This window comes from uncultured Sphingomonas sp., assembly GCF_946477935.1.
In the GTDB taxonomy this organism is placed as follows: Bacteria; Pseudomonadota; Alphaproteobacteria; order Sphingomonadales; family Sphingomonadaceae; genus Sphingomonas.
Genome location: NZ_CAMLAC010000042.1, coordinates 1 through 21,150 on the forward strand (window position 1 = coordinate 1; position 21,150 = coordinate 21,150).

General features: G+C 64.8%; 20 protein-coding genes and 2 pseudogenes. 10 read left to right on the forward strand and 12 right to left on the reverse strand.

Annotation, left to right across the window (positions count from 1 at the left end; all coding sequences use genetic code 11):
• Positions 1-268 (forward strand): annotated as a pseudogene (locus Q0U08_RS06710) (hypothetical protein); the annotation flags it as partial.
• A 622-nt stretch (positions 269-890) separates the two neighbouring features.
• A complete protein-coding gene (locus Q0U08_RS06715; protein ID WP_298090526.1) occupies positions 891-1,448 on the forward strand; it encodes a hypothetical protein in 558 nt (185 codons plus the stop codon).
• A 177-nt stretch (positions 1,449-1,625) separates the two neighbouring features.
• On the opposite strand, the gene Q0U08_RS06720 is transcribed toward Q0U08_RS06715, so the two are convergent.
• Positions 1,626-1,844 carry a hypothetical protein gene (locus Q0U08_RS06720; RefSeq protein WP_037447303.1) on the reverse strand — a complete coding sequence of 73 codons (219 nt, stop codon included), beginning with the start codon at positions 1,842-1,844 and terminating at the stop codon, positions 1,626-1,628.
• Positions 1,845-2,368: 524 nt separating this feature from the next.
• Here Q0U08_RS06720 and Q0U08_RS06725 point away from each other — a divergent pair.
• From Q0U08_RS06725 to mobF, 3 genes are read left to right on the forward strand one after another with little or no spacing between them, the layout of a single operon-like run.
• Entirely contained in the window at positions 2,369-2,659 is a 291-nt protein-coding gene (locus Q0U08_RS06725; RefSeq protein ID WP_016509826.1) for a hypothetical protein, read from the forward strand.
• Positions 2,646-5,135, forward strand: coding sequence for a type IV secretion system DNA-binding domain-containing protein (locus tag Q0U08_RS06730; protein ID WP_298090528.1), 2,490 nt, complete (start codon positions 2,646-2,648; stop codon positions 5,133-5,135). The genes Q0U08_RS06725 and Q0U08_RS06730 overlap by 14 nt, the downstream gene beginning before the upstream one ends.
• 3 nt (positions 5,136-5,138) lie before the next feature.
• Positions 5,139-8,213: a MobF family relaxase gene (mobF, locus tag Q0U08_RS06735; RefSeq protein ID WP_298090529.1), complete on the forward strand. Its 3,075-nt coding sequence runs from the start codon at positions 5,139-5,141 to the stop codon at positions 8,211-8,213.
• Positions 8,214-8,416: 203 nt separating this feature from the next.
• Here mobF and Q0U08_RS06740 read toward each other — a convergent pair.
• The 4 genes and pseudogenes from Q0U08_RS06740 to Q0U08_RS06755 form a co-directional block, all read right to left on the reverse strand.
• A pseudogene (locus Q0U08_RS06740) lies at positions 8,417-8,542 on the reverse strand (VapC toxin family PIN domain ribonuclease); the annotation flags it as partial.
• Entirely contained in the window at positions 8,539-8,784 is a 246-nt protein-coding gene (locus tag Q0U08_RS06745; RefSeq protein WP_298090530.1) for an AbrB/MazE/SpoVT family DNA-binding domain-containing protein, read from the reverse strand. The gene Q0U08_RS06745 and the pseudogene Q0U08_RS06740, both read right to left, overlap by 4 nt.
• A 264-nt stretch (positions 8,785-9,048) precedes the next feature.
• On the reverse strand, positions 9,049-9,447 hold the full coding sequence (locus Q0U08_RS06750; protein ID WP_066781968.1) for a type II toxin-antitoxin system VapC family toxin: 399 nt from the start codon (positions 9,445-9,447) through the stop codon (positions 9,049-9,051).
• Entirely contained in the window at positions 9,440-9,688 is a 249-nt protein-coding gene (locus Q0U08_RS06755) for an AbrB/MazE/SpoVT family DNA-binding domain-containing protein (protein WP_018251286.1), read from the reverse strand. Before Q0U08_RS06755 ends, Q0U08_RS06750 begins: the two co-directional genes overlap by 8 nt.
• 232 nt (positions 9,689-9,920) lie before the next feature.
• Here Q0U08_RS06755 and Q0U08_RS06760 point away from each other — a divergent pair, with 232 nt between their 5' ends.
• Positions 9,921-10,577, forward strand: a complete 657-nt coding sequence (locus tag Q0U08_RS06760; protein ID WP_018251285.1) for a recombinase family protein — start codon at positions 9,921-9,923, stop codon at positions 10,575-10,577.
• Positions 10,578-10,684: 107 nt separating this feature from the next.
• Here Q0U08_RS06760 and Q0U08_RS06765 read toward each other — a convergent pair whose 3' ends face one another.
• A complete protein-coding gene (locus Q0U08_RS06765) occupies positions 10,685-12,142 on the reverse strand; it encodes a DUF4403 family protein (protein ID WP_298090532.1) in 1,458 nt (485 codons plus the stop codon).
• A gap of 258 nt (positions 12,143-12,400) precedes the next feature.
• Here Q0U08_RS06765 and Q0U08_RS06770 point away from each other — a divergent pair, with 258 nt between their 5' ends.
• Positions 12,401-12,970: a DUF4142 domain-containing protein gene (locus tag Q0U08_RS06770; protein ID WP_018251282.1), complete on the forward strand. Its 570-nt coding sequence runs from the start codon at positions 12,401-12,403 to the stop codon at positions 12,968-12,970.
• Between the two features lie 65 nt (positions 12,971-13,035).
• Here the strand turns inward: Q0U08_RS06770 and Q0U08_RS06775 are convergent, their stop codons facing one another.
• From Q0U08_RS06775 to Q0U08_RS06800, 6 genes are all read right to left on the reverse strand, one after another.
• A complete protein-coding gene (locus Q0U08_RS06775) occupies positions 13,036-13,467 on the reverse strand; it encodes a MarR family transcriptional regulator (RefSeq protein ID WP_018251281.1) in 432 nt (143 codons plus the stop codon).
• A gap of 100 nt (positions 13,468-13,567) precedes the next feature.
• The gene (locus Q0U08_RS06780) at positions 13,568-14,995 is read right to left on the reverse strand and encodes an efflux transporter outer membrane subunit (protein WP_030541334.1); all 1,428 of its coding nucleotides are present in this window, start codon (positions 14,993-14,995) and stop codon (positions 13,568-13,570) included.
• Positions 14,995-16,521 (reverse strand): DHA2 family efflux MFS transporter permease subunit, encoded by a 1,527-nt coding sequence (locus tag Q0U08_RS06785; protein WP_018251279.1) that lies wholly within the window; start codon positions 16,519-16,521, stop codon positions 14,995-14,997. Before Q0U08_RS06785 ends, Q0U08_RS06780 begins: the two co-directional genes overlap by 1 nt.
• Positions 16,521-17,759, reverse strand: a complete 1,239-nt coding sequence (locus Q0U08_RS06790) for an HlyD family secretion protein (RefSeq protein ID WP_018251278.1) — start codon at positions 17,757-17,759, stop codon at positions 16,521-16,523. The genes Q0U08_RS06785 and Q0U08_RS06790 overlap by 1 nt, the downstream gene beginning before the upstream one ends.
• 33 nt (positions 17,760-17,792) lie before the next feature.
• Positions 17,793-18,197: a PaaI family thioesterase gene (locus Q0U08_RS06795; RefSeq protein ID WP_018251277.1), complete on the reverse strand. Its 405-nt coding sequence runs from the start codon at positions 18,195-18,197 to the stop codon at positions 17,793-17,795.
• On the reverse strand, positions 18,194-18,607 hold the full coding sequence (locus tag Q0U08_RS06800) for a PaaI family thioesterase (protein WP_018251276.1): 414 nt from the start codon (positions 18,605-18,607) through the stop codon (positions 18,194-18,196). Before Q0U08_RS06800 ends, Q0U08_RS06795 begins: the two co-directional genes overlap by 4 nt.
• A 90-nt stretch (positions 18,608-18,697) precedes the next feature.
• On the opposite strand from Q0U08_RS06800, the gene Q0U08_RS06805 reads away from it, so the two are divergent.
• From Q0U08_RS06805 to Q0U08_RS06815, 3 genes are all read left to right on the forward strand, one after another.
• Positions 18,698-19,642, forward strand: coding sequence for an MlaD family protein (locus Q0U08_RS06805; protein ID WP_018251275.1), 945 nt, complete (start codon positions 18,698-18,700; stop codon positions 19,640-19,642).
• Positions 19,643-19,765: 123 nt separating this feature from the next.
• Positions 19,766-20,443 (forward strand): TetR/AcrR family transcriptional regulator, encoded by a 678-nt coding sequence (locus Q0U08_RS06810; protein ID WP_145147061.1) that lies wholly within the window; start codon positions 19,766-19,768, stop codon positions 20,441-20,443.
• The coding region (locus Q0U08_RS06815; protein ID WP_298090531.1) for an AarF/UbiB family protein at positions 20,443-21,150 on the forward strand (708 nt) is incomplete at its 3' end. The genes Q0U08_RS06810 and Q0U08_RS06815, both read left to right, overlap by 1 nt.

Below are 21,150 nucleotides of genomic sequence, written 5' to 3' on the forward strand. Positions count from 1 at the left end.
CGGAGACGACAATGCACTAACTATCAACCCGGACCACCCGGTGGGGGCTGCTCACACCTTCAACGCGTTCGCGATCACGCGTGGCGGCAAGTTCGTCGCCGACAGTCGACCGCTCGACGAAGAGATCAAGCCCTCGATCCTCGTGCTGATGCTCGACAAGGCCGGGGAGGTTCGCAGTGGCCACTACACCCACATGTCGGACGACTATGAGATCATCTCGTGGACCGACACCGCACGCCTGATCGAAATTGACGCGGTCGATCCCTGACGGAGGATCGGTACGGCTCGCTCGCGGCAGGGCAATGCCGTCGCATTGCCACTGCCTGCTACGCCTCGCCGGTGCCGGGATCGATCTGTCACTCCGTCGCATCGCCTCGCTCGCATCGCGGCCACGCCTGCGCGTGTCACGCTCGCTACGCATCGACCGTCGCGGCTCAGCCGGCGTCTCGACTGCGGCATCGGCACGGCTCGCTGGCGGGCGCGGCGATGCCGTCGCATCGCCTGCGCTGCCGCTGCGCATCGCGCCGTGCCGATGCGATCGAGTATGGGCTGACCGGCACGGCTCGCTCGCTTCACGACGATCCCTTCGGATCGCCGGTTCGCTACGCCTCGCTCGTGCCGATCGCACCCGCTTATCGACCGCGCCCGTCTCGCTCGCATCGCGGCCACGCCTGCGCGTGTCGCGCTCGCTACGCATCGACCGGCGCAGTCCGACCAATGCCCGGCTCGCTCGCGGTGCCGCAATGCCTGCGCATTGCGAGCACCAGCTACGCATCGCTCGGGCACCCGGTCCTGCGGACCGACCCATGACCCCGTGATCGGCCATGCCGATCCTGACGGATCGGAAGGGGAGGGGAACCGGGGATGATGGTTCCAATGGGAGACAGACCATGTCGATCACCTTCTTCCTCAGCGTCGATCGGAAAGCCGATGCCGCGCCCGCCGTCATCACCGCCCGCCAGCTCGCCGCGTTCCGCGCCTTCGCCCGGGAGCGTGGCCAGCTTCTCGAAGACGAGGACGATGACCCCCTGGTGTCGTGCTCGTTCGAAGCCCGCGTGTGCCCCTGGTCGCTCGCATCAATCTGCGCGATCTTCGATCACGACGTTGGTGTCATCTCCGTTGTCGAGGAAGCCCAGTTTCGTGGACTCAACGTCCGCTTCTGGCGCGACGATGCAACCCGCACGATCACCATGCACGTCGCCACCACGCCCGACGGCGCATCGGAGATCAACCTCGCCAACGGCAACGCCTATCGCGTCCTCGACGCGCTCCGGCTTGCCGACGACAATCGCGGCAGCATACCCATTACCGAATTGCGCGATACTCTGGGTCAGCCTTACATCCGCCGCGATCTAGGCCACCTCAATGATGGCCGTTACCTCGAGCGGTTCGACTCGCTCGCGGCTCAGGTCGCTACCAGTGACGAGATACGCATGGTCTGGGGATAGCCTCCCTCCAGTCACCATCGCGTCGGGGGGCATCGGGCTTCGCCTCGATGCTCCCCATTCTTTTGCCTCAATGGACCGAAGCATCGCCAGCTTCGGCCAGGCATTGAAAAGGGGAGCGCCTTACGGCTGCTCCCCTTTTTTGCTTGATGGGCTTGAGCCCGCTCCTGCGCTGACCCGCTACGCGGTCAGGCGCTTCACGGTCTCGTCGATCCCGAGCTTCTTGATCGCCCCGATGATGGCGCTGAACTGGGCTGGATCGGCCTTCATCAGCCCCGACTTCTCAACCTCCTTCAACAACCCCGATCGCTCGCGATCGGCGAGTTGCTTGCGACGCTCGTTGAGCCGCTGTTCATCGGCCTCAAGCTGCGCCCGTTCCTGCTCGATACTCCGTGCCATTCGACATGCCTTTTCTGATCGTGAACCAGCCTCCATGTTGTACGATGCCAGCACCTACCCAGCTGCACAATAGCGACAACCATACTCGCTCGCTGGTCCGGTTTTACCGGACCAGCATGGGGCGACGGACACTGACCTGCGGCCAGGTCCGTCGTGGGGCGGGATTGCTCCGCCCAACCCCCTTCGGTCCTGCCCGATGATCGCCTGCCTGCGGCGCTTTCCCTCCCGGAGTCCGGTCCAATGATCGGACATCCAGCCATGATGCCACCACCACCGCGACAGTCCCTAAGGATTTGCACACCGTACGCGGCACGCCGCAGGTTAAGTGCCTGAAATACGGTCTGTTCACAGGGTGTGTCGTGTTCTCATGGTGGAAAAGCCTAGCCGGAGTTCGCTAACCCGTTGAAATAGCGTCTAGTTCGACGTTCTCGGCATGTAATACGTTTTCTATGGCGATGTCTGAAATCGCGTGTTAAACCTCCGGCTCCGAAATCCCCACCATCCACCAGTTGAGTGGATGGATCATGACTACACACCACGTCGGCTTCAGGCTTTCGAGTCAGGCTGTTGCGACCCTGGACAGCTTCGCGAAAGAGCGTGGATGCTCTCGCTCGGAGGCGTCCCGTTTAGTCTTTCATTTCGGACTTCCACTGGCGGTCGCGAGCCATTCATTCAACGTCAGTCGCGTCCTGCTCATCCTAGAGCAACTGTCGGCTTCGATGGACCTCATCGTTACCCGCGAGCATCCCGACTACGCGGAGAAGATCATCGACATCGCCCAGGAGCGCGTGGAGGTTCACCATGCGCAGCGGTGATATCCGGTTCAACGGTCAGGCGGCGACGGTAAAGCACCATTCAGCGCGGGGGCGGATCACCCGCAACTCCGGCAATTTCACCCGCGGTTCGCAGCTGCTTGCCAGCCAGTACAAGATGACCTGGGCGGGCCTCCAGGTGCCGATCTGGATCTGGCTCGGGACGTTCATCGTCCTGTTCAATATCTTCGTCTGGCTGGGCCTCGCCGAGCATGAGTTCCAGCTCGACCTGATGAAGCTCTACTCGGCGATCTGGACATGGGTCGGCGCGGACAGATTCCACCTTATCAACCTGACCCTGCCCAACGGCGTCGTGACGAAAGTTCCGATCGGTTACGTTCCCTACGAGCCCCATGTCGTTCACGCCTGGGCTAAAACCGTCAAAATCTTCCTGACGACGCTCGTCATGTCGGCTTTCATCGCCGCTCCGCTCATCATGTGGTTCATCATGTGGGCCAACAAGCGCGGCAGCGACATGCTCCAGGAACGCCATAACCGCGGCGCCCTGCTGGTCGAGCGAGATGTCCTCGTCAAAACCGTCAGCGGCCACAACCGGCGCAGGTTCCGAACCGAGTGCGCCGAGCACGAGCCCCCATACGTCCCGGAGCTGGTCGCCAAGGCTCCAATCCTCGATCGCATCGACCGGGGCATCCACGTTCCCTATACGATCGCCGGCATCCCCTATCCGTGGCGGCTCGAACAGAGCCATACCATGCTCATCGGCACCACCGGCACCGGCAAGACGACGCAGCTGCGCAGCCACGTCTCGCAGCTTCGTGCGCGCGGGCATCGCGCCGTCATCTTCGACCTTACCGGGGTGTTCGTGGAGACATTCTACAACCCCGAAACCGACGTTATCCTCAACCCGATGGACGAGCGTTGCGCGCCGTGGACGCTGTTCGACGAGTGCCGCAACTATGCCGACTTCGTGTCGGCCGCCTCGGCCCTCATCCCCTCGCATCCCGACGACAAGGAGCCGTTCTGGCAGAACGCCGCACGCATGCTGTTCATCGAGATGTGCCTGAAGCTTCAGGAGATGGGCGAGGCCAACAATGCCGCCATCGCGCATCACCTGATGCAGGCTGACCTGAAGTCGATCAACGCCAAGCTGGACGACACGATCGCGGCCCCGCTGACGACGGAGAAAGCGGCCCGCATGGCGGAGTCGATCCGATCAGTCCTGAACGTCAACGGACAGGCGCTGCGCTTCATGCCGGACCCCGTCCCGGGCGGCCCGCCCGCCTTCTCGATCCGCGACTGGATCGCGACCGACAATCGTGACGGCTCGATCATGTTCATTACCGGCTCGTACAATGACCTGGAGATGACCCACGGCCTGTTCACGCTGTGGATCGACCTCGCGGTCAACAACCTCATGCGCCTGCCCAAGACGCGCGATCTGCGCACCTGGTATCTGTTCGACGAGGTCCACGCGCTCCACGCTCTTCCGGGCATCGAGCATGGCCTCCAGTCGGCCCGCAACTTCGGGGGCGCGTTCGTCCTCGGCATCCACTCGTTCGACAAGCTGGTGGCGACCTATGGCCTGCAGAACGCGACCGCGCTCACCGGCCTTGCGCGCACCAAGCTTATCCTCGCCACCGCCGATCGCACGACGGCCGAGAAATGCTCCGAGTTCATCGGCAGCCGGGAAGTCCGTCAGATGGATGAGGCATACAGCTACGGCTACAACAATACCCGCGACGCCTCGACGCTCACACCGCGTACCGCGATCGAACCGCTGGTCATCCCCGACGACATCAACAACCTGCCGTCGCTCCACGGCTTCGTGAAGTTTCCCGACGGTTTCCCCGCTGCGCGGATCGAACTCAAGTACCGGTCCTATGCCGAGGTCGCGCCGGGGGCGGTTCCCCGCAAGAACTTCAAGCCGACCGAATACGTCTCGCCGGAAGACCGGCGTCGTCAGACCGCCCGGAACAAGGTCGCGGATGAGGGGGGTGAGGGCGGCCGGGAACATACCCCCACGCGGCCCGTGGGAGGCGTAGACGCAAGGGAACGGGAAGAGGCGGACCTGACCGCCGCTCAGCCCGAGAACCCCCGTAGCGAGGCGGAGAAGGCGGCTGCGGCGATGGAGGTCACCGGGTCGCTGCCGGTGGTTATCGATCAGGTAACCGGGAAGGGCGTCACGACCAGCCCAACCGGCGCCGATGCCGTCCGCGCAGCGGAGCCAGCGGTTCCCGTCGCGTCCGAAAAGGTGCGCGACGCGCGGATCGGTCTGAGGCTTCCCGATCCGGGGGCGTCGCCAACGCTCACGGCAGGCCCGAACGCGCAACGATCGGACGCCGAACGACCAATGAGTGGCTCTGATCTCGGTCGGCAAGATGGCGATCGCCATGAAGACCAGGCGACCCGTGAGTTGCGCGATGGGTTTGCGACGCAGCGCGATCCCGATCACCACCATCGTCATCATGGCCCGGATCATTCGCCGGAGATCGATGACGACATGGACATGGGGATGTAGCCGATGCTGTCGGTCGCCTCCGTCAAATCCGCCTCCGGCGCGGCGCAGTATTTCGCCAAGGACGATTACTACACCGCCGAGCATTCGTCCGAGGCGACCGCCTGGGGCGGGGTGGGCGCGGCCGATCTTGGCCTCAAGGGCGAGGTGACCAAGGAGGACTTCGAGAAGATCCTCAACGGCGAGATGCCCGATGGCGAGAAGGTCGGGCAGGTCGAGGGTCGGCGGTTAGGCGTCGACCTGACATTCTCGATGCCGAAATCGGCGAGCGTCATGGCCTATGTCGCCGGCGACGCCCGTGTGCTCACCGCGCATATGAACGCGGTAAAGGCGACGATGGGCTGGGTCGAGAAGACCTTCGCCGAAGGCCGCACCTACGATCAGTCCAGGTCAGGGGATGCGGTGCGTACCGGCAACCTCGTCTATGCGCTGTTCCAGCACGACACGAGCCGCGCTCTCGATCCGCAGGGCCACATCCACGTCCTTATCGCCAACATGACCAAGATGGCGAACGGGGCATGGCAGGCGCTCCACAACCAGCAGCTCTGGAAGAACAACACCACGATCGGCGCGGCCTATCACGCCCAGTTTCGCGCCGAGCTGGCAAAGATCGGCTACGAAACAAGCGTCACCGGCAAGCACGGCCAGTTCGAGATCGCCGGCGTGCCTAAGGAGGTGATCGACACCTTCAGCCAGCGGCGCGCCGATATCCTGGCGAAAGCCGGCGAGCTCGGTGTCACCTCCGCCGAGGCGTTGCGCAAGGTGACCAACAATACCCGCGACGCCAAGCTGAACGTCGAGGATCGCGATGCCCTGCGCCAGGAATGGCGTGACCGGGCGGCCGCGCTCGGATTCGACGGCAAGGCACTGGTCGATGCCGCGCGCGAGCGTGCCGGCACTAGCGGCCTCGATGCCCAGCCACGACCGATGGAGCGCCTCGGTGACGTCCTGGCCAATATCCGCGAAAGCCTGGGCGAGTGGTTCCGATCCGCCGACCCGCTCGTCGCCAGCGGTCTCGACCGGCTGCGGATCTCGCCGGTGGATCTGCGCGCGCAGCATGCCGTCGCCTCCGCGATCCGCATCCATGCCCAGCGCGAAGCTGCGTTCGCGGTGCCGGACATCACCAGGACCGCGCTCGACCTCGGGCTGAAAGGCGTCACCGCCGCGCATGTCGACGCACGCGTCTCCGACCTCATCCGCAACGAGAAGCTGATCCCGGGCAAGGAGGACCGGATAGATGGTGTCGTCACCCATGTCACGACGCCCGAAGCACTCGCGACCGAGCGCGGCATCCTCGCCGAGATCGAGCGTGGCAAGGGGGAGGGGCGGGTGATCGTCCCCGCCGACACCGTCATCGAGCGGATCAACGCCGCATCGGGCGACAAGGAACTGAACGCAGGGCAGATGGCGGCCGCGACGATGGCGCTGACCTCCGCCGATCGCATCGTCGCGGTCCAGGGCGTCTCGGGCGCCGGCAAGTCGACCATGCTGGCAAGCGTCGCGCGCAACGTCGAGCAGGAGGGCGGCAAGGTGGTCGGCCTCGCGCTCATGAAGGCGACCGCCGATCGCCTCGGCGCGGAAGCCGGGATCGAGAGCCGCACCGTCTCCTCGTTCGTCCACAGCTATGCCCGCCACGCGCTCGCTGGGAAGGGAGCGGGCTATGACGGCGCGCGCGACGCGCTCGCCGGCACGACGCTGATCCTCGACGAAGCCTCGATGGTGGGTTCCGACCAGATGAAGCACCTGGTCGGCATCGCCAATGCGCTCGGCGTCGATCGCTTCCTGATGATCGGCGATCGCCAGCAGATCACCGCGGTCGACGCCGGCAAGGCGTTCGCGCTCGCGCAGGCCGGCGGGATCACGATGGCGCGGATGGACGAGAATCTGCGCCAGCGCACCGAGCAGCTGCGCACCGTCGCTGCGCTGACCAACCGTGGCGAGGTGCGCGAGGCGATGGCGATGCTCGGCGACAAGGTCACCGCCAACCCCGAGCATGTGAAGGCCGCGGCCGAACACTGGCTGGGCCTAACCACCGAACAGCGCGAGACCACCGCGATGTTCTCCTCGGGCCGCGTCGCCCGCGCCGAGCTCAACGTGCGCATCCAGGACGGCCTCGCCGCAGAGGGGGCGCTGAAGGGCGAGGGCGTCGTTACGCCCGTCCTCGACAAGGTCAACGTCACGCGTGAGGAACTGCGCTACGCGCATACCTACAAGCCGGGCCAGGTGATCGACCTGCGCCATGCCATGCGCGAACTCGGCCTCAGCCCCGGCACCTATGACGTGCTCGGCGTCGACGCGAAGGGCCGCGTCCAGGTCCAGATCGGCAACCGGGTTCGGACCTTCGATCCGCAGAAGATATCGCCGGTCGACAAGACCGATGCGATGCAGCTCGCGCAGCGCGAGGAGATCCGGCTGCACGAAGGCGACAGGATCCGCTGGACGCAGAACGACAAGGACCGCGGCCTCAACAACAACGACATCGCCCGCGTCGTCTCGGCCGACCCGTCGGGGATCAGGGTCGAGGCGAGCGACGGCACGCTCCACGAGCTGAAGGCGGGCGATCCGATGATGGAGCGGATCAGCCTCGCCTACGCGCTCAACATGCACGCGGCGCAGGGCATCACCACCGATACCGCGATCGCGGTGATGAGCCACAAGGAATCTAACCTCTCCAACCAGCGCCTGTTCAACGTCACCGTTACGCGCGTCCGCGACGACATCCAGCTGTTCACCGACGACCGCGAGAAGCTGACCGCCGCGATCGAGCGCAACGAGGGCAACAAGACCTCGGCGCTCGAAACCACCGGCGCGCTGACGATCGATCCCGATCGCGGCGCTGCCGGCACAGCGGCGAAAGCAGGCGCGGGCGAGACGTTCAACCCCTCGCTGCCGCCCGACCTCGATCGCGGACCGGAGAAAGTTGGGGGCGAGCCGAGCGCCGACGTCAGCCAAACCGTCGAGCGGCAGCCGCCCGATTTCAAGAACGATCCCTCCCTTGCAGCCGCATCGCTGCGGATCGGCGTCGAGAAGCCGGAAATCGAACTTCCCTACCCCGAAAAGGACATCGGACTGGAGCTATGAGCATGACCACGTCGCCACCGACCTGGGATCAGGTGATCGCCACGAAACATTGGCACGCCTGCGATCTCGACACCCATACGCTCGCGCAATGCAGCCAGCTCGCGCGGCGCGACGATGCGCTCGACTGGGGCGGCGAAACGCTCGCGATGGCCGCGATATTCGGCCTGACCTACGTCTTACTCCTGCCGCTCACCCGCGCGCTGCGTGACTACCTCGGCATAATTGACGCTGCTCACCCGGGCGTCGGCGATAGCACCGGCCACCTTGGCGGCCCCACGTTCGCCCTTGAGCATCGCAATCAGCGCGGACGCATCGAAGACGACGCTCACTCGCCGCTCTCGTCACGACGCCGAGCAAGGAAGGCATCGACCGATGCGTCGGGGTTGCCGCCCGTGAACTGCTTGGCGAGTGCTTGCGCGCGCGCCACCGCTTGCGCGGCCGTGCGCAACACAATGCCGTCGTCGGTCTCGTCAACATAGACCGCGCCGCCCTGGGCAAGCCCGAGCCGCTTCCGGATGTCCGCCGGCAGGCTCATGCGCCCACTGGCTGTCACTGTGACCTGAACCGTCATACCCTGTCCTCGCCGCCGCGACATGGCGCGCATTCGACAGTGTGGCGCAACAAGCGTGGGTGGGCAATAGTCGTGCTCTGGGCCACGAAGGTTGGCCGTCCGAACCGTTGCATGTGTAGGTTTCCCTAAAATGGTGGACGCCATCCTACCTACAGCAGCAGCTGAAAAGAGTGGATCTGCGCCCGAAACAGTGGACGGCAGCCGCTCTGTTCCGCCACAACTCGCCTGCCTGAGCGTACCGTACCCAAAAGCACGAATGTGCGGCTAATCGGCCAGCGGCCGTACGTTGGTGATGGTGACGCCGACCTCAGCGCTCGCCAGCGGCCCGTCCGTCGTGAACATCTCCGCTTGTAGGTCAATCGCCAAGGCAAGACACGCTCGGTCACCAAGCGAAAGTCCAAGCGCCTTCGTCGACGGTCGCAGGTCGCCTATGATGAGCGCCTGGGCAGGAGAGAGCGGCCGTACATCGAGGTGCAGCCCGCCAAGAGCCTCACGTACCTCGTCGAGCGGCAATCCTCGGTCCCGAAGCTTGGAGACGACCTCGGCGAGGTTGGTCGTTCCGATAATGCTGCGGGTCAGGACGTCGACTACCCGATCCGCCCCAGGTTCGTCGTTCAGAAGGCAGAGCAGGGCGGAGGCGTCGAGTACGACCTTGCTACTCACGCTCCGCCTCGCGCCGGCGCTCTGCGATCAGCTCGTCAGCCAAACCGACGCCTTCGGGCACATATTTGCGAAGGATCGCGCGAGCCCTTTCGAGCGCCTTAGGCACGGAACGTACCCGTAGCTCGCCATCGTCGACATCGACGAGAACGGTATCACCCGTGGTGATCCCGAGCTCACGGCGCATGGCCGCCGGGATCACGAGTTTACCACCGTCCACGATCTTGACCCTCTGTGCTTCCATCTGCACTGAACTCGCTTGGCTGACCCAACTCTCGGATCATACCGGATATTGGCGCTGACGGATAGCGCGAAGCAGCGCACTTCAGCGCGTTTGGTGATCAGTCGTCGTTCATATCAGCGCCATTAGCTACTTAGACCTGGCTTGCTGAGCTAGGCTCGACAGGATCGGCGTTTGCTATTCCGAGCCGGTTGCCGCAGTGGTGGCTCACATGGGTATACCCAACGGAGCCAACATGAGTACGACCGTCCGCGCTGCTCGCGTGTACCTGCGCGTCAGCACCGATGAGCAGGATCTTGAACGCCAAGAGGCGATGGTCGTGTCCTCGCGTACCGCGGGGTATTATGTCGCAGCTGTTTATCGCGAGAAGGCTTCCGGCGCGCGTCCTGACCGGCCCGAGTTGCTTCGCATGATAGCCGACCTGCAAATGGGCGAAGTCGTTATCGCCGAAAAGATCGATCGGATCAGCCGCCTGCCGTTGGCTGAGGCGGAGAGGCTCGTCACCGCTATCCGCGACAAGGGAGCGAGGCTAGCCGTACCAGGAATTGTGGACCTTACCGATCTTGCTGAGGACAATGGCGGGGTGACGCGCATCGTCCTAGAGGCCGTTCAAGACATGTTGTTGAGGGTTGCGCTTCAGACCGCTCGCGATGATTACGAACTGCGCCGCGAGCGGCAGCGGGAGGGCATAGCGATCGCCAAGCGGGAGGGACGCTATACCGGTCGAAAACCAGACTTGGCCCATCATCGCCGCATTGTCTCACTTCGTGAGGCAGGGATGAGCATAGCGAAAACGGCGGCGCTAGCGGGCTGCAGCATCGCACAAGTCAAGCGCGTTACAGCCCTCCACCGGGCGACCAAGCAGAGCGATGCGTGTCCGACGATACCGTGAGATAGAGCCGGACTCAATTCGACCTCTGAATAATTCTGCTAGGATGGAAAGAGGCGGCAGCGTTGCCGCTGGGACGGTCAAGCAGCCGTGAAGGCTGCAGCGAGATCTCAATTTCTGGCCCGTACTGGCGCAAGGCTAATCGTGGCCGTGCCGCGCCCCCATACCGGTAGGTAGACGCCTTGCCCCGCCGCCTTCAACTGGCCCGTCCGCACGTCCGTCACACGGGCACGCACGATTATGTCGCCAATCCGCTTTTCGTCGATCGCACGGGTGATCTTGCCGATTAGCTTGTCGAAATCCTTTTCGAAGTTCTGGGTCAGCGCGGCTGACACAGTGCCTGATATGCCGGGAGTGTTGGCGAGCTTCAGGAGCAGGCTTGTCCCGACCGAGTCGGCCACACCGGCGACAGTGAGATCGTCGAACGCTACACGGCGATCGTTGACGGCGTTCCGCGGCGTGGCGGTAAGCCAGATCGTGCCTTGCGCAGGCTCCCCACCTTCGGCTGCCGCACTGAAGCGAAGCCCGACCGCGATCTTGTCACCCGTGGTGCCGTAGACGGTCACCTGGTGAAACTGCGCGCGCACGGCCCCGACACCAGGCACTTCGAAGGGCCGGCGGGAACGCTTCGCCAATGCCTTGGCGAGCACAGGCTCCAGCTGAGGATAGTCGGCGATGACGGGGATGGCGAACAGGATGCGGCCGGGTCCGGGCTGCGTGCGCGTCATGTCGGGGAGCGGCCGGCGCTGCGGATCAGGCGGCCGATCGCCGACAAAAGTCTCCGTCCCCGCCGTCATCCCTAGCGCCAGGTTCACCCGGTTGCGCGAAATGGTGTAGCCTCCGTAGCTCAACTGCCGGGGCGTGATCCGCATCCACACCGGCGGGTTCGCCCGGTTCAGTTGGACGGAGGTGAACGCCGACCCCCAGACCTGCGCGATCTGCTCGCGCAGCTGCAATCTGCCGAGCTCCTGCGGCAGCGAGCGCTCCAGGCGCTCGACGACGCCGGCGAGCTTGGCGTCGGCCTTGCTGGTGAACTCGATTCGCTGGCCGAGGAAGTCGACGTGCGGCTCGTCGGTCCAGTCGTAGGCGATCGACACCGTTGCGCGCGGCGACCAGTCGCGGGCGATGTCGAGCCTGACCACGGCCCGGACGCGGGCGTCCGCCTCCGCCGTTTCCCGGCTGAGCACGCCGCCCACGTCGCGGGCGCTGATCGCGGCGTGAAGCGGCATGGTGACAATGATCGTTTTGCCCGAGCCCTCCAGCACCAGCGGCCCTCGGACGACGGTGCCGGTGATGCGGCACTGGATCGCGGGCGTCTTGATCTTCGCGAAGAGGATCTTGACCTTTTTCGGCGGGAGGCAGGTCTGCCCCGGCTTGTCGATCGACCAGAGGCGACGCGGAACCGCCTGTTCGAGGCTTGCCGCCAGCTTGTCCATGTCTGCAACAATCGGGACATCCATGGTAGAAGTCTGCGGGGGCACGCTGATGGTGTCCGTCGCTCGCGGAGGCGCCTCGCGAGGAGTCCGGTCGCAGCCACTAAGGCATGCAACGCAGAGCAGGGCGGACACGATCGAGACACTCGAGAGTTCGTTCTCGCGAAAAAAAGCCCCGGCAATCTGGCCTGCCGCTTCAGCTATCGACCGACTCGGCGTTGAGACGGTTGCCCGAGCGGTCGTGTTCTTCATCGCCGCGCACCTCCAGCCGTCCGAGCGGCCACCATCCCATAGGTTTGCCAAATCAGTTTCGCAAAAGGGAACCGTTCCGTTTCTTTATCGTTCGGCCGGTTGATTTCGGTCAATGCCTGACAACACCAACGGAGGCCCTCTATGAAGATTGCGATTGTCGCTGCGCTGCTCACCCTGGCGCCGGTTACGGTGTTGGCGCAGGCCGTTTCGCCCGCCACTTCGGGAACGATGACCAGCGCCGACGTCGGCGTCTCGCCGATCTCGGGCCAGAGCGGCCCTAATTACGTGCTCGCCGCGGCCGACGCCAACCTCTACCAGATCAAGGCCGCGCAGCTCGCCGCGACGCGCGCGCAGCGGGACGACGTCAAGGCCTACGCAAAGCGCGTGCTGGCGGAAACGCAGAGCAGCCACAAGGCGCTGCTGGCAGCGCTGAAGAATGATCAGCGCACGATCAAGGCGCCGCCCTCGAACCTGTCCGCCGACCGCGCCGCCCTCCTAAAGCTGCTCCAGAAGGCGCCGAAGAGCGCTTTCGACAACCTGTATCTGACCCAGTCGGCGCAGGTTCAGCAGGCTGCGTGGGCGGTGCATAAGGGCTATGCACAGGATGGGACCGACCCGGCGCTGCAGCAGGTTGCCGGTACTGCGGTCCCTGTGCTGGAAAACGAGCTCACCACCGGCAAGTCGCTTACTCCCTCCGGGCTTGCAGGATAGGTGATACCCGCCGGGCCAGGTCGACGAAGCCCCCTTCGACCTGGTCCGGCACTTGTTTGCGGCGATCACTGCCTGGAGTGCAGCCGGCGGAATTGCTCCCGTGCTTCGCCGCGCATGAGCTGCTGCATTACGATCCAGTAGCCCGTGACGGCTGTTTCTCCTGCCGCTTGGTAAGCGTTCGCCATGTTGCGCCTGAGATCCTCGAAAAGCGCGTTTTCGAGCGCTCGCCCCTCATCGGTCAAAGAAAGCAGCTTTTGACGACGATCGCGCTCCCCGACACGGCCGCAGACGAGCCCGCGATCCATCAGATCCCGCATTACCCTGCCAAGCGATTGCTTCGAGACGCAAAGAACGTCCAGCAGTTCGCTGACAGAGATTTCCGGGTACCCGCCGAGGAAATACAGGGCGCGGTGATGCGCCCGCCCGAGGTTACGCGTCGCCAGTTCGGCGTCGGCATGCGCCAGATGGGATCTGTGGGCGAAGAACATCAGGTCCATTCCTCCCCTGATCGCGTCATCACGCAGATACTGGGCAGGGGGCGGCAGAAGCGGAGCCGTCACGCGGTCGGCGCCCTCCGCTCGCATAGTTGGAAGACCGTCACGGCTGGCTCCATCCAAGTCCCATCGCCTTTTGAAGGGCAACGAAGGCACGATCAAGCTCGCCAGTGGCTTCCAGCACCGACTGGTCGGCAGCCAGCGCCGCGCGTTCGGCATCGATGGACGTGGTCAGCGGTATCGCTCCCTGCGCGTATCGCTGCCCGGCATAGGTCGCTGACTGCTTGGCGCCGTGCCGGCTCTCGATAGACGAAAACAGGTTCCGGCGCTGATTCCCGAAGCGGGTCAGGCTGCTTTCCGCGTCCGACAGCGCGCCGAGAACCGCCTTGCGGTATTGTGCTTCCGCCTCGTCGCGGTCGGCCCGCGCCTGCTCGACCCGGGCACGGTTACGGCCGAAGTCGAGGAAGCTCCAGCTGATTCGCGGCAGGAGGAGGCCCGCGACGCTGTCAGGATCGATCACATCGGCAATATTGGGACCACCGAGGCCAATGATACCCATGATGCTGACTGATGGGAACTGCCGGGCGACGTTGACACCGATCTGCGCGTTCGATGCCGCCAGCTGCCGCTCGGCTGCGCGAATGTCCGGCCGGCGTCGCAGCATGGCGGCCGGATCGCCGATCGCGACATTCCTCGGGATCATCGGGATCGGCGCGGGGGAAGACAGCAAGGCGTCGTGAGCACCGGGTTCGTCGCCGGTGAGCAGGGCAAGCTGGTCGAGCGTGGTTGCGATCTGCCCTTCGAGCGGCAACAGCCCGGCCTCCGTGCGGGTCAGCTCGGTCTGGAGCCGAACCACCTCGTCGCGCGACGATGCACCGCGTTGCTCACGCTGTTGAAGCAGGGCGAGTGATCGCTGCTGAAGCGCTGCGGAGCGGCGGGCCAGGATCAGACGCTGCTGAAGTTCGCGCAAGGTCACATAATTCTGGGCAACCTCCGCCGAGAGACGAACCTGCGCATCGGCCCTATTGGCTTCGGCTGCCTGCGCCTGGGCTTCGGCACCTTCGGCGGCACGGCGTCGGCCGCCGAACAGATCGATCTCCCAAGACGCGTCCAGGCCGGCGTTGTAGAATTCGGCCCTGGTACGATCGGATTGCTCGCCTTGCGTCGGCAGCGCGAGCGAGCCGGCGGGAAGATCGGCGACGATCGCAGTCCCTGACCCCGAGACGGTGGGAAGCTGGTTCGCGCGCTGTTCGCGCAAGCTGGCGCGCGCCTTGCGGATGCGCGCCTCGGCGATCGCCACGTCCGGATTAGAGGCAAGCGCCCGGTCGATCAGCATCGTGAGCTGCGCGTCGCCCATGCCTTCCCACCAGCGTGCGACAGGGGTCTGCGGTGACGTGACGGCCTGATCCGCGCGGCGAAATGTCGACCCGGCGCGCTCCCCGCTCGCAACGCCCGGCGGGCCTCCATAGTTGGGGCCGACGACGCATCCAGTCAGGAGTGCGGGGAGAATGGCCCAGCCAAGTCGCTTCATCAGTGCATCGCCATCTGCGTGTCGGAGGAGATCGGGCGGAGGAACAGCGCCAGCGGCGTCGTGATCGCGATCGCGACGCCCAGCGCAAAAAACAGGTCGTTATAGGCCATGACGGTAGCCTGTTCGAGAAGTTGACCGGCGAGCTGCCGATACGCGCCGGCTTCGCCGGACGGCATGACCATGGCTTTAGCGAACCATTCCTGCGTGGTCGCCGCGTTGGCCGACACCGTTTCGCCCAGCCGGTTGAAATGCAGAAAGGTCTGCCGGTCCTGGAGGGTCGCCATCAGCGCCAGGCCGATCGATCCGCCAAGGTTTCGCCCCGCGTTGAACAGCGCGGACGCATCGCCTGCGTCTTCGGGCGCCACGGCGCTGATCGCGGCCTGGTTGAGGAACATCATGGCGAAGATCTGCCCAAAGCCGCGCACGAGCTGAGAGTTCGTCAGGTCCCCACCGGCCGACCGCGCGGTGAGATGCCAGTCCATCGCGCAGCTGACGCCGATCAGCGTCATGCCGACAAAGACCGCCAGCCGGACGTCGAGATATTTGAACGCGAGCGGCAGGAACGGCATCAGCATCAGGGCGGGGATGCCGGAGACGAAGACCACCTTGCCCGATTGCAGCGCGCTGTAATCCGCCATCGACGAGAGAAACTGGGGGATGAGGAAGGTGACCCCGTAGAGCACGACGCCGATGATGAGGCTGAGGACGAATACGCTGCCGAAGGAGCGGCTGAAGATCAGTGACAGCTTGAGCACCGGATGCGCGGAGCGGACCTGTCCGATCGTGATGAGCGCGAAGCCGAAGACCGTGGCGATCGCGAGTTTCACGATCATGGCGGATTCGAACCACATCTCGCGCTGCCCCTCCTCGAGCATGACGGTGAGCGCACCCAGGCCGATTGCGAGCCCTGCGATCCCGAACCAGTCGGCATGGCGCAGCTGGTCGAGCCGCAGACGCTCATGCTTGAGCCCGAACAGCAGGAGCAGGACGAGCCCGGCACAAACCGGCACGTTCAGGAAGAAGGCGTAGTGCCAGCTGTAATTGTCGGTGAGCCAGCCGCCGATGATCGGCCCGAGCACCGGACCGAGGATCGCGGTGCCGCCGAACGCGGCGGTGCCGATCGGCTGTTGCGATGGCGGCAGCCGTGTCGCGATGATGGTCATCGCGGTCGGGATCAGCGCACCGCCGGTGAAGCCTTGCCCTACACGCCCGGCGATCATCATCGGCAACGTCGTCGAGATGCCGCACATGATCGAGAAGCCGGTGAAGCTGATCGCCGCACCCAGAAGGAAGTTGCGCAGACCGAACAGACGCACGAGGAAGGGGCTAAGCGGGATCATGACGATTTCCGCCACGAGATAGGCGGTCGCGACCCAGGTGCCCTCCGTTCCGCTCGCGCCGATCTCGCCCTGGATGGTGGGCAAGGCCGCATTGACGATCGAGATGTCGAGCAGCGCCATGAACGACCCGATCGTGCCCGCTGCGACGGCGAGCCAGTCGCGCAGGCCGGCGCGTTCGGCCGCCATCAGCGCCCGCCCTGCGTCTCGTCGTGCTTAAGCCGCTCGGTTTCCTGTTCGATCCGGTCACGACTTCCTTTTGCGCTGATCGTGTCGACCGTAACCTCGACCGACAGGCCGGGACGCAACACCCGGCGCGCCTCCGGCCCCGCTTCAATGCTGATCCGCACGGGCACTCGCTGAACGATCTTGGTAAAGTTCCCGGTCGCGTTCTCGGGCGGGATGAGCGAGAACTGCGCGCCCGTGCCTGGCGAGAAGCTCGCAACCCGGCCGCGCAGTTCGGCGCCGTCCAGTGCATCCACCTTGATGGTCACGGGTTGCCCGACGCGCATCAGCGCGACCTGGGTCTCCTTGAAATTGGCCTCGATGTAGAGTTGATCAACCGGCACCACCGACATCAGCCGGGTCGCAGGCTGGACATATTGCCCGGCCCGGACCGCCTTGTCGGCAACAACGCCGTCGATGCTGCTGCGGATCTCGACGGCGCCGAGGTCCGTCGAGGCGCGCGCAAGCTGCGCCTGCGCGGTGCCGCGCTGCGCCTCCGCCTGGCCGATGCGAGCCGCTTGTGTGGCGACACTGCGACGGGCGGCGAGGTAGGCGGCGCGCTGCGCGCGCAGCTCCGCGGCGGCTCGATCACGCTGCAGGACGAGGTTGGCGAGGCGCTCGCGCGATTCCGCCCCTGTCCGAGTGAGCGGTTCGTAACGTCTTACCTCGTTTTCTGCCGCTGCCGCGGCAGCCTCGGCGCTCGCAACCTGGGCGGCGGCCTGAGCGACAGTGGCCTGCTGCTCGTCAAGCGTCCGGCGCGCGGTCGTGATGTTGGCGCCGGCCGCGGCAATCTGAGCTTGCGCCTGTTCGACATTGGCGCGGTAGTCACGAGGATCGAGGACGGCGAGCAGCTGGCCGCGGCGGACAGGCTGGTTGTCGGCGACGAGGACACGCTCGACATAGCCGCCCACCTTCGGTGAAACGGTCACGAAGTCCGCGCGCACATAGGCGTTGTTGGTCGACTGCAGGTATTGGCCGCTCGCGCGGTAGTTCATGTACCAGACGACCGCCGCGACGATGCCCGCAACGAGCGCGGCGATGAGGACGTAGCGGATGATCGGATAGCGCTCGAGAAGCGAGGGCTTCTTTACGCCGTCGTTCTCCTCGACACCGTCCTTCGACCTAGCTTCTGGCTGGGAATGCGCATTCCGGTCGTCATGCGGCGCATCGCCGCCTCGATCTTCAGCATGCTCGTCAGCCACTCAGCAACCCTAACGTATGTAAACCGGACCGTATCATAGTATGTGGCGATCGGCACTGCCACCCACTCTGATGGGCTCGTGCACAGCAAACTCAAGCTGCGCGAAACAAACAGCCGCTGGATCTTCGCGGCGGAATGCTTCGGCGTGAACGACTGCGATCCGACGTCCGACACGCCTGACCTTCGGCGTCGTGACAAGTGCATCCAGCCGAGCAGAGGCAAGGAACTGGAGGTTCACGCTGATGAGCTTCGGGAAGTGCCCGGGCGGAAGTTTGCGTGCAAGGGCACGCTTCGCTGCCACTTCGAGAAAGGATGCCACAGCTCCGCCATGCAAGGCGGGAAGGAGAGGGCTGCCGATCATGTACTCCACTGGCGTCAAAACAAAGGCGTCACCGCTCTCTGAAATCATGGAGCCTAGCAGCTGCGCGAAGCCGGTCATGGCCCGACAGCCCGATTGATCGAAAAGACGCCTTGGGCAGTCGCGATCAGGTGAGAAGGATCGGTATCCCAGACTTCGGTCCGTACGAACGCACGGCGCTCGGTAGCGTCGTAACAATGCGCCCACGCTGTCGCGGAGCATCTCGCCTCGGGGGACCGCACATGGTCCACCTTCAGGTTGAGGGTCGAGATTGCCAATCGCCTTCCCAGTCGGGACATTACGGCAACGCCGCAGGCCTGATCGATAAGGCTCGTCAACACGCCCGTTGCTAAAGTCTCGTCCTCGTCGGCCAGCTCCTCACGCCAACCGACACGTAGCGAGCTGAGGCCATCGCCGATCGAAACCAACTCCAGGCCAAGCCTGTTGCCCCACGGTATGTCGCCTGGTTGCAGGCTCCAGTCTCCAGCCACGATTCCATCCTCGTCCTGATCAGGCCTTGCCACCTTGGAAACGGTACGGTTTACAAATTTGGTCCGGCTTCCTAATGGTTATGGTCTCTCATGGAAACGCGGTCGAATAAATTCCTTGTGCTCGCGGTCACCAGCCTTCTGTTGGGTACGCTCCTCGTCTTTACCCTTTGGCTGTTTGATGCACGCAATGAAGACGGAAACCCTTATCTGATCCGCTTTACCGGAAGCGTTGCCGGTCTGGAGAAGGGGTCGCCGGTGACCTTCTCGGGCGTACCGGCCGGTCACGTCACGTCGATACGGTTCGACAAGGAGGACCCGTCAGCGGTTCTCGTCACCGTCAGCCTTGAACCGCGGATCCCCATCGTCGCAGGCGTGAAAGCGTCGATCGCAAGATCGGCACTGGCCGGCACCGCGAACATCAGCCTCGACGGTGCAACCTCTGGCGCGCCCCCGATCGTTGCGGCGAACGACGGGGAGCTTCCCGTCATCCCCACCAAGGAAGGCGGGCTCCTTGGCGGCGGAGGGGACCCCGTCGCACTGGTCGAGAAGATCAGCCGCACCGTGGACTCTGTCTCGCGCAACCTCGACGCCGCTCAGCAGCAGCGGGCCAGCGATCGGCTGGCGGCGCTCGCGGAGAGTTCCGCTGGTTGGGCTGACAAAGCCGGAGCAGCGTCCGATGCTCTCACCGGTGCGCGCGGCCGCGTGATTGCCGTGGGAGACGCCTTGCAGCGATCCGGCGACAGCGCCCAACAACTGAGAGCGGCAGCGGACGAACGCCGCGCGACCGTCCTCGCGAGAGCGAACCGAACATTGTTGAGAGCCCGAGACGGTGCCGATCGATTCACGGCTCGGCTAGAGGCTATTCGACCCACGATACGCGGCACGGCCGCCAAACAGGCCCAACTGCGTGAAACGGTTCGTTCAGCGAGGAACAAGGTCGGTGCTGTCAGGGATGCGGCCGTTCGCATCGATCAGGAGGGACTGGGCGTGGGGGCTCCGTCCCTTCCCATCTACAAGCCGAGGCCACGGCAGTGATCGGCCGCGATACAAGGACAGCCATTGGCTGAGATCTCGCTGGCGGGTGAGCAACCGACCGTCTCCGTTTGATTTCTCGCCAACCGGTCCGGATCGCGCTACTCTCGATCCAGGAGAACGAGATTGAGCGATGACGAAAAGAAACGTCGGCGTCCGAGGAAAATGGGCAGACCGACCACTGAGGATGCGCTCCGCCTGACCTCGCACATCCTCAAGAGCGCTCGCGAGCTGTTTTTCGAACACGGGTTCGACGGCGCCAGTGCCGACATGATCGCCGAACAGGCGCGCATTTCCAAGCGGACCCTGTACGCGCGCTTTGGCAGCAAGGCGCGTGTGTTCGAGGCGGTCATTCTCGACGAGATCGACACGCAGCTGCGGGCGCTCGAACCGTCGGGCAGCGACGAACCCGACATTGGATCGCGACTTGGCGTGATCGCAGATCGGTTGCTCGAGTGGCTCCTGACGCCCCGGATCGCGTCCATGGAACGCGTCGTCATCGCGCAAGCCGTGCGCTTTCCCGCGCTAGCGGCGAACATCCATGACTTCGGTTACCAGCGGGCCGTCCAATGGGTGGCGTCGATCCTCGCCCACGCCGATGCGAAGGGAGAACTGTCGCTGGCGGACCCCGTGTTCGCTGCCGAGCAGTTCGTCACGCTCGTCGTGGTCGCACCCATGCGCCGCGCAGCGCTGGGGCTGTCTCCTCCAGCATACGACGAGGCAGCGCGGGATCGCATTTCGCGCGGCATCGACCTGTTCCTCGATGGCTGCCGCCCGCGGCAGGAGGATGGTTGCAGCGCGTGATGCCCACCACCGACGACGAGTCTCAAATCGGTGAGCGCGCGCGGCTGGCCGAGCTCATCCAGATCATGGGGCGCCATGGGCTGAACGGGCTCGCCTCGCGCCTGGGCCTGCTGCCCGGTCGCTCAGAGCAGCCGGTAGACCTCGGTACGCCCGAGCGGGTCGTCGCGCTGCTGCGAGACCTTGGACCTGTCGCGGTCAAGCTGGGGCAGGTGCTCGCCACCCGCGAAGACCTGCTCGGGCCGGAATGGGTGCGGGCGCTGTCGACGCTGCAGGATCGCGTGACCCCGCTGCCGTTCGAGGCGCTGGAGCCGACGATCCTGGCCGCGCTCGGCTCCCCGATCGCTGATGTGTTCGCGAACTTCAACCGCGAGCCGATCGCGGCGGCGTCGATTGCGCAGGTTCATGCTGCAACCTTGCGCGACGGGACCGAGGTCGTGGTCAAGGTACGCCGGCCGGGGATCGCGGAACGCGTCGATGCCGACCTACGGCTGCTCCGCCGCATCGCGCGGCTCGCGGCCCGGCACTCACCGGAGATCCGCCGCCTCAAGCCCGACGAACTGCTGCGGTTTTTCGCGGAGAGCTTGTCGCAGGAAATGGACCTCAGCGCAGAAGCGGCAGCCTGCGAGAGCATCGGCGCGTTCCTGCAGCCGCTCGGCGTCCGGACGCCGGCCTTCTACTGGGATCAGGTCGGCCGCCGGATCAACGTG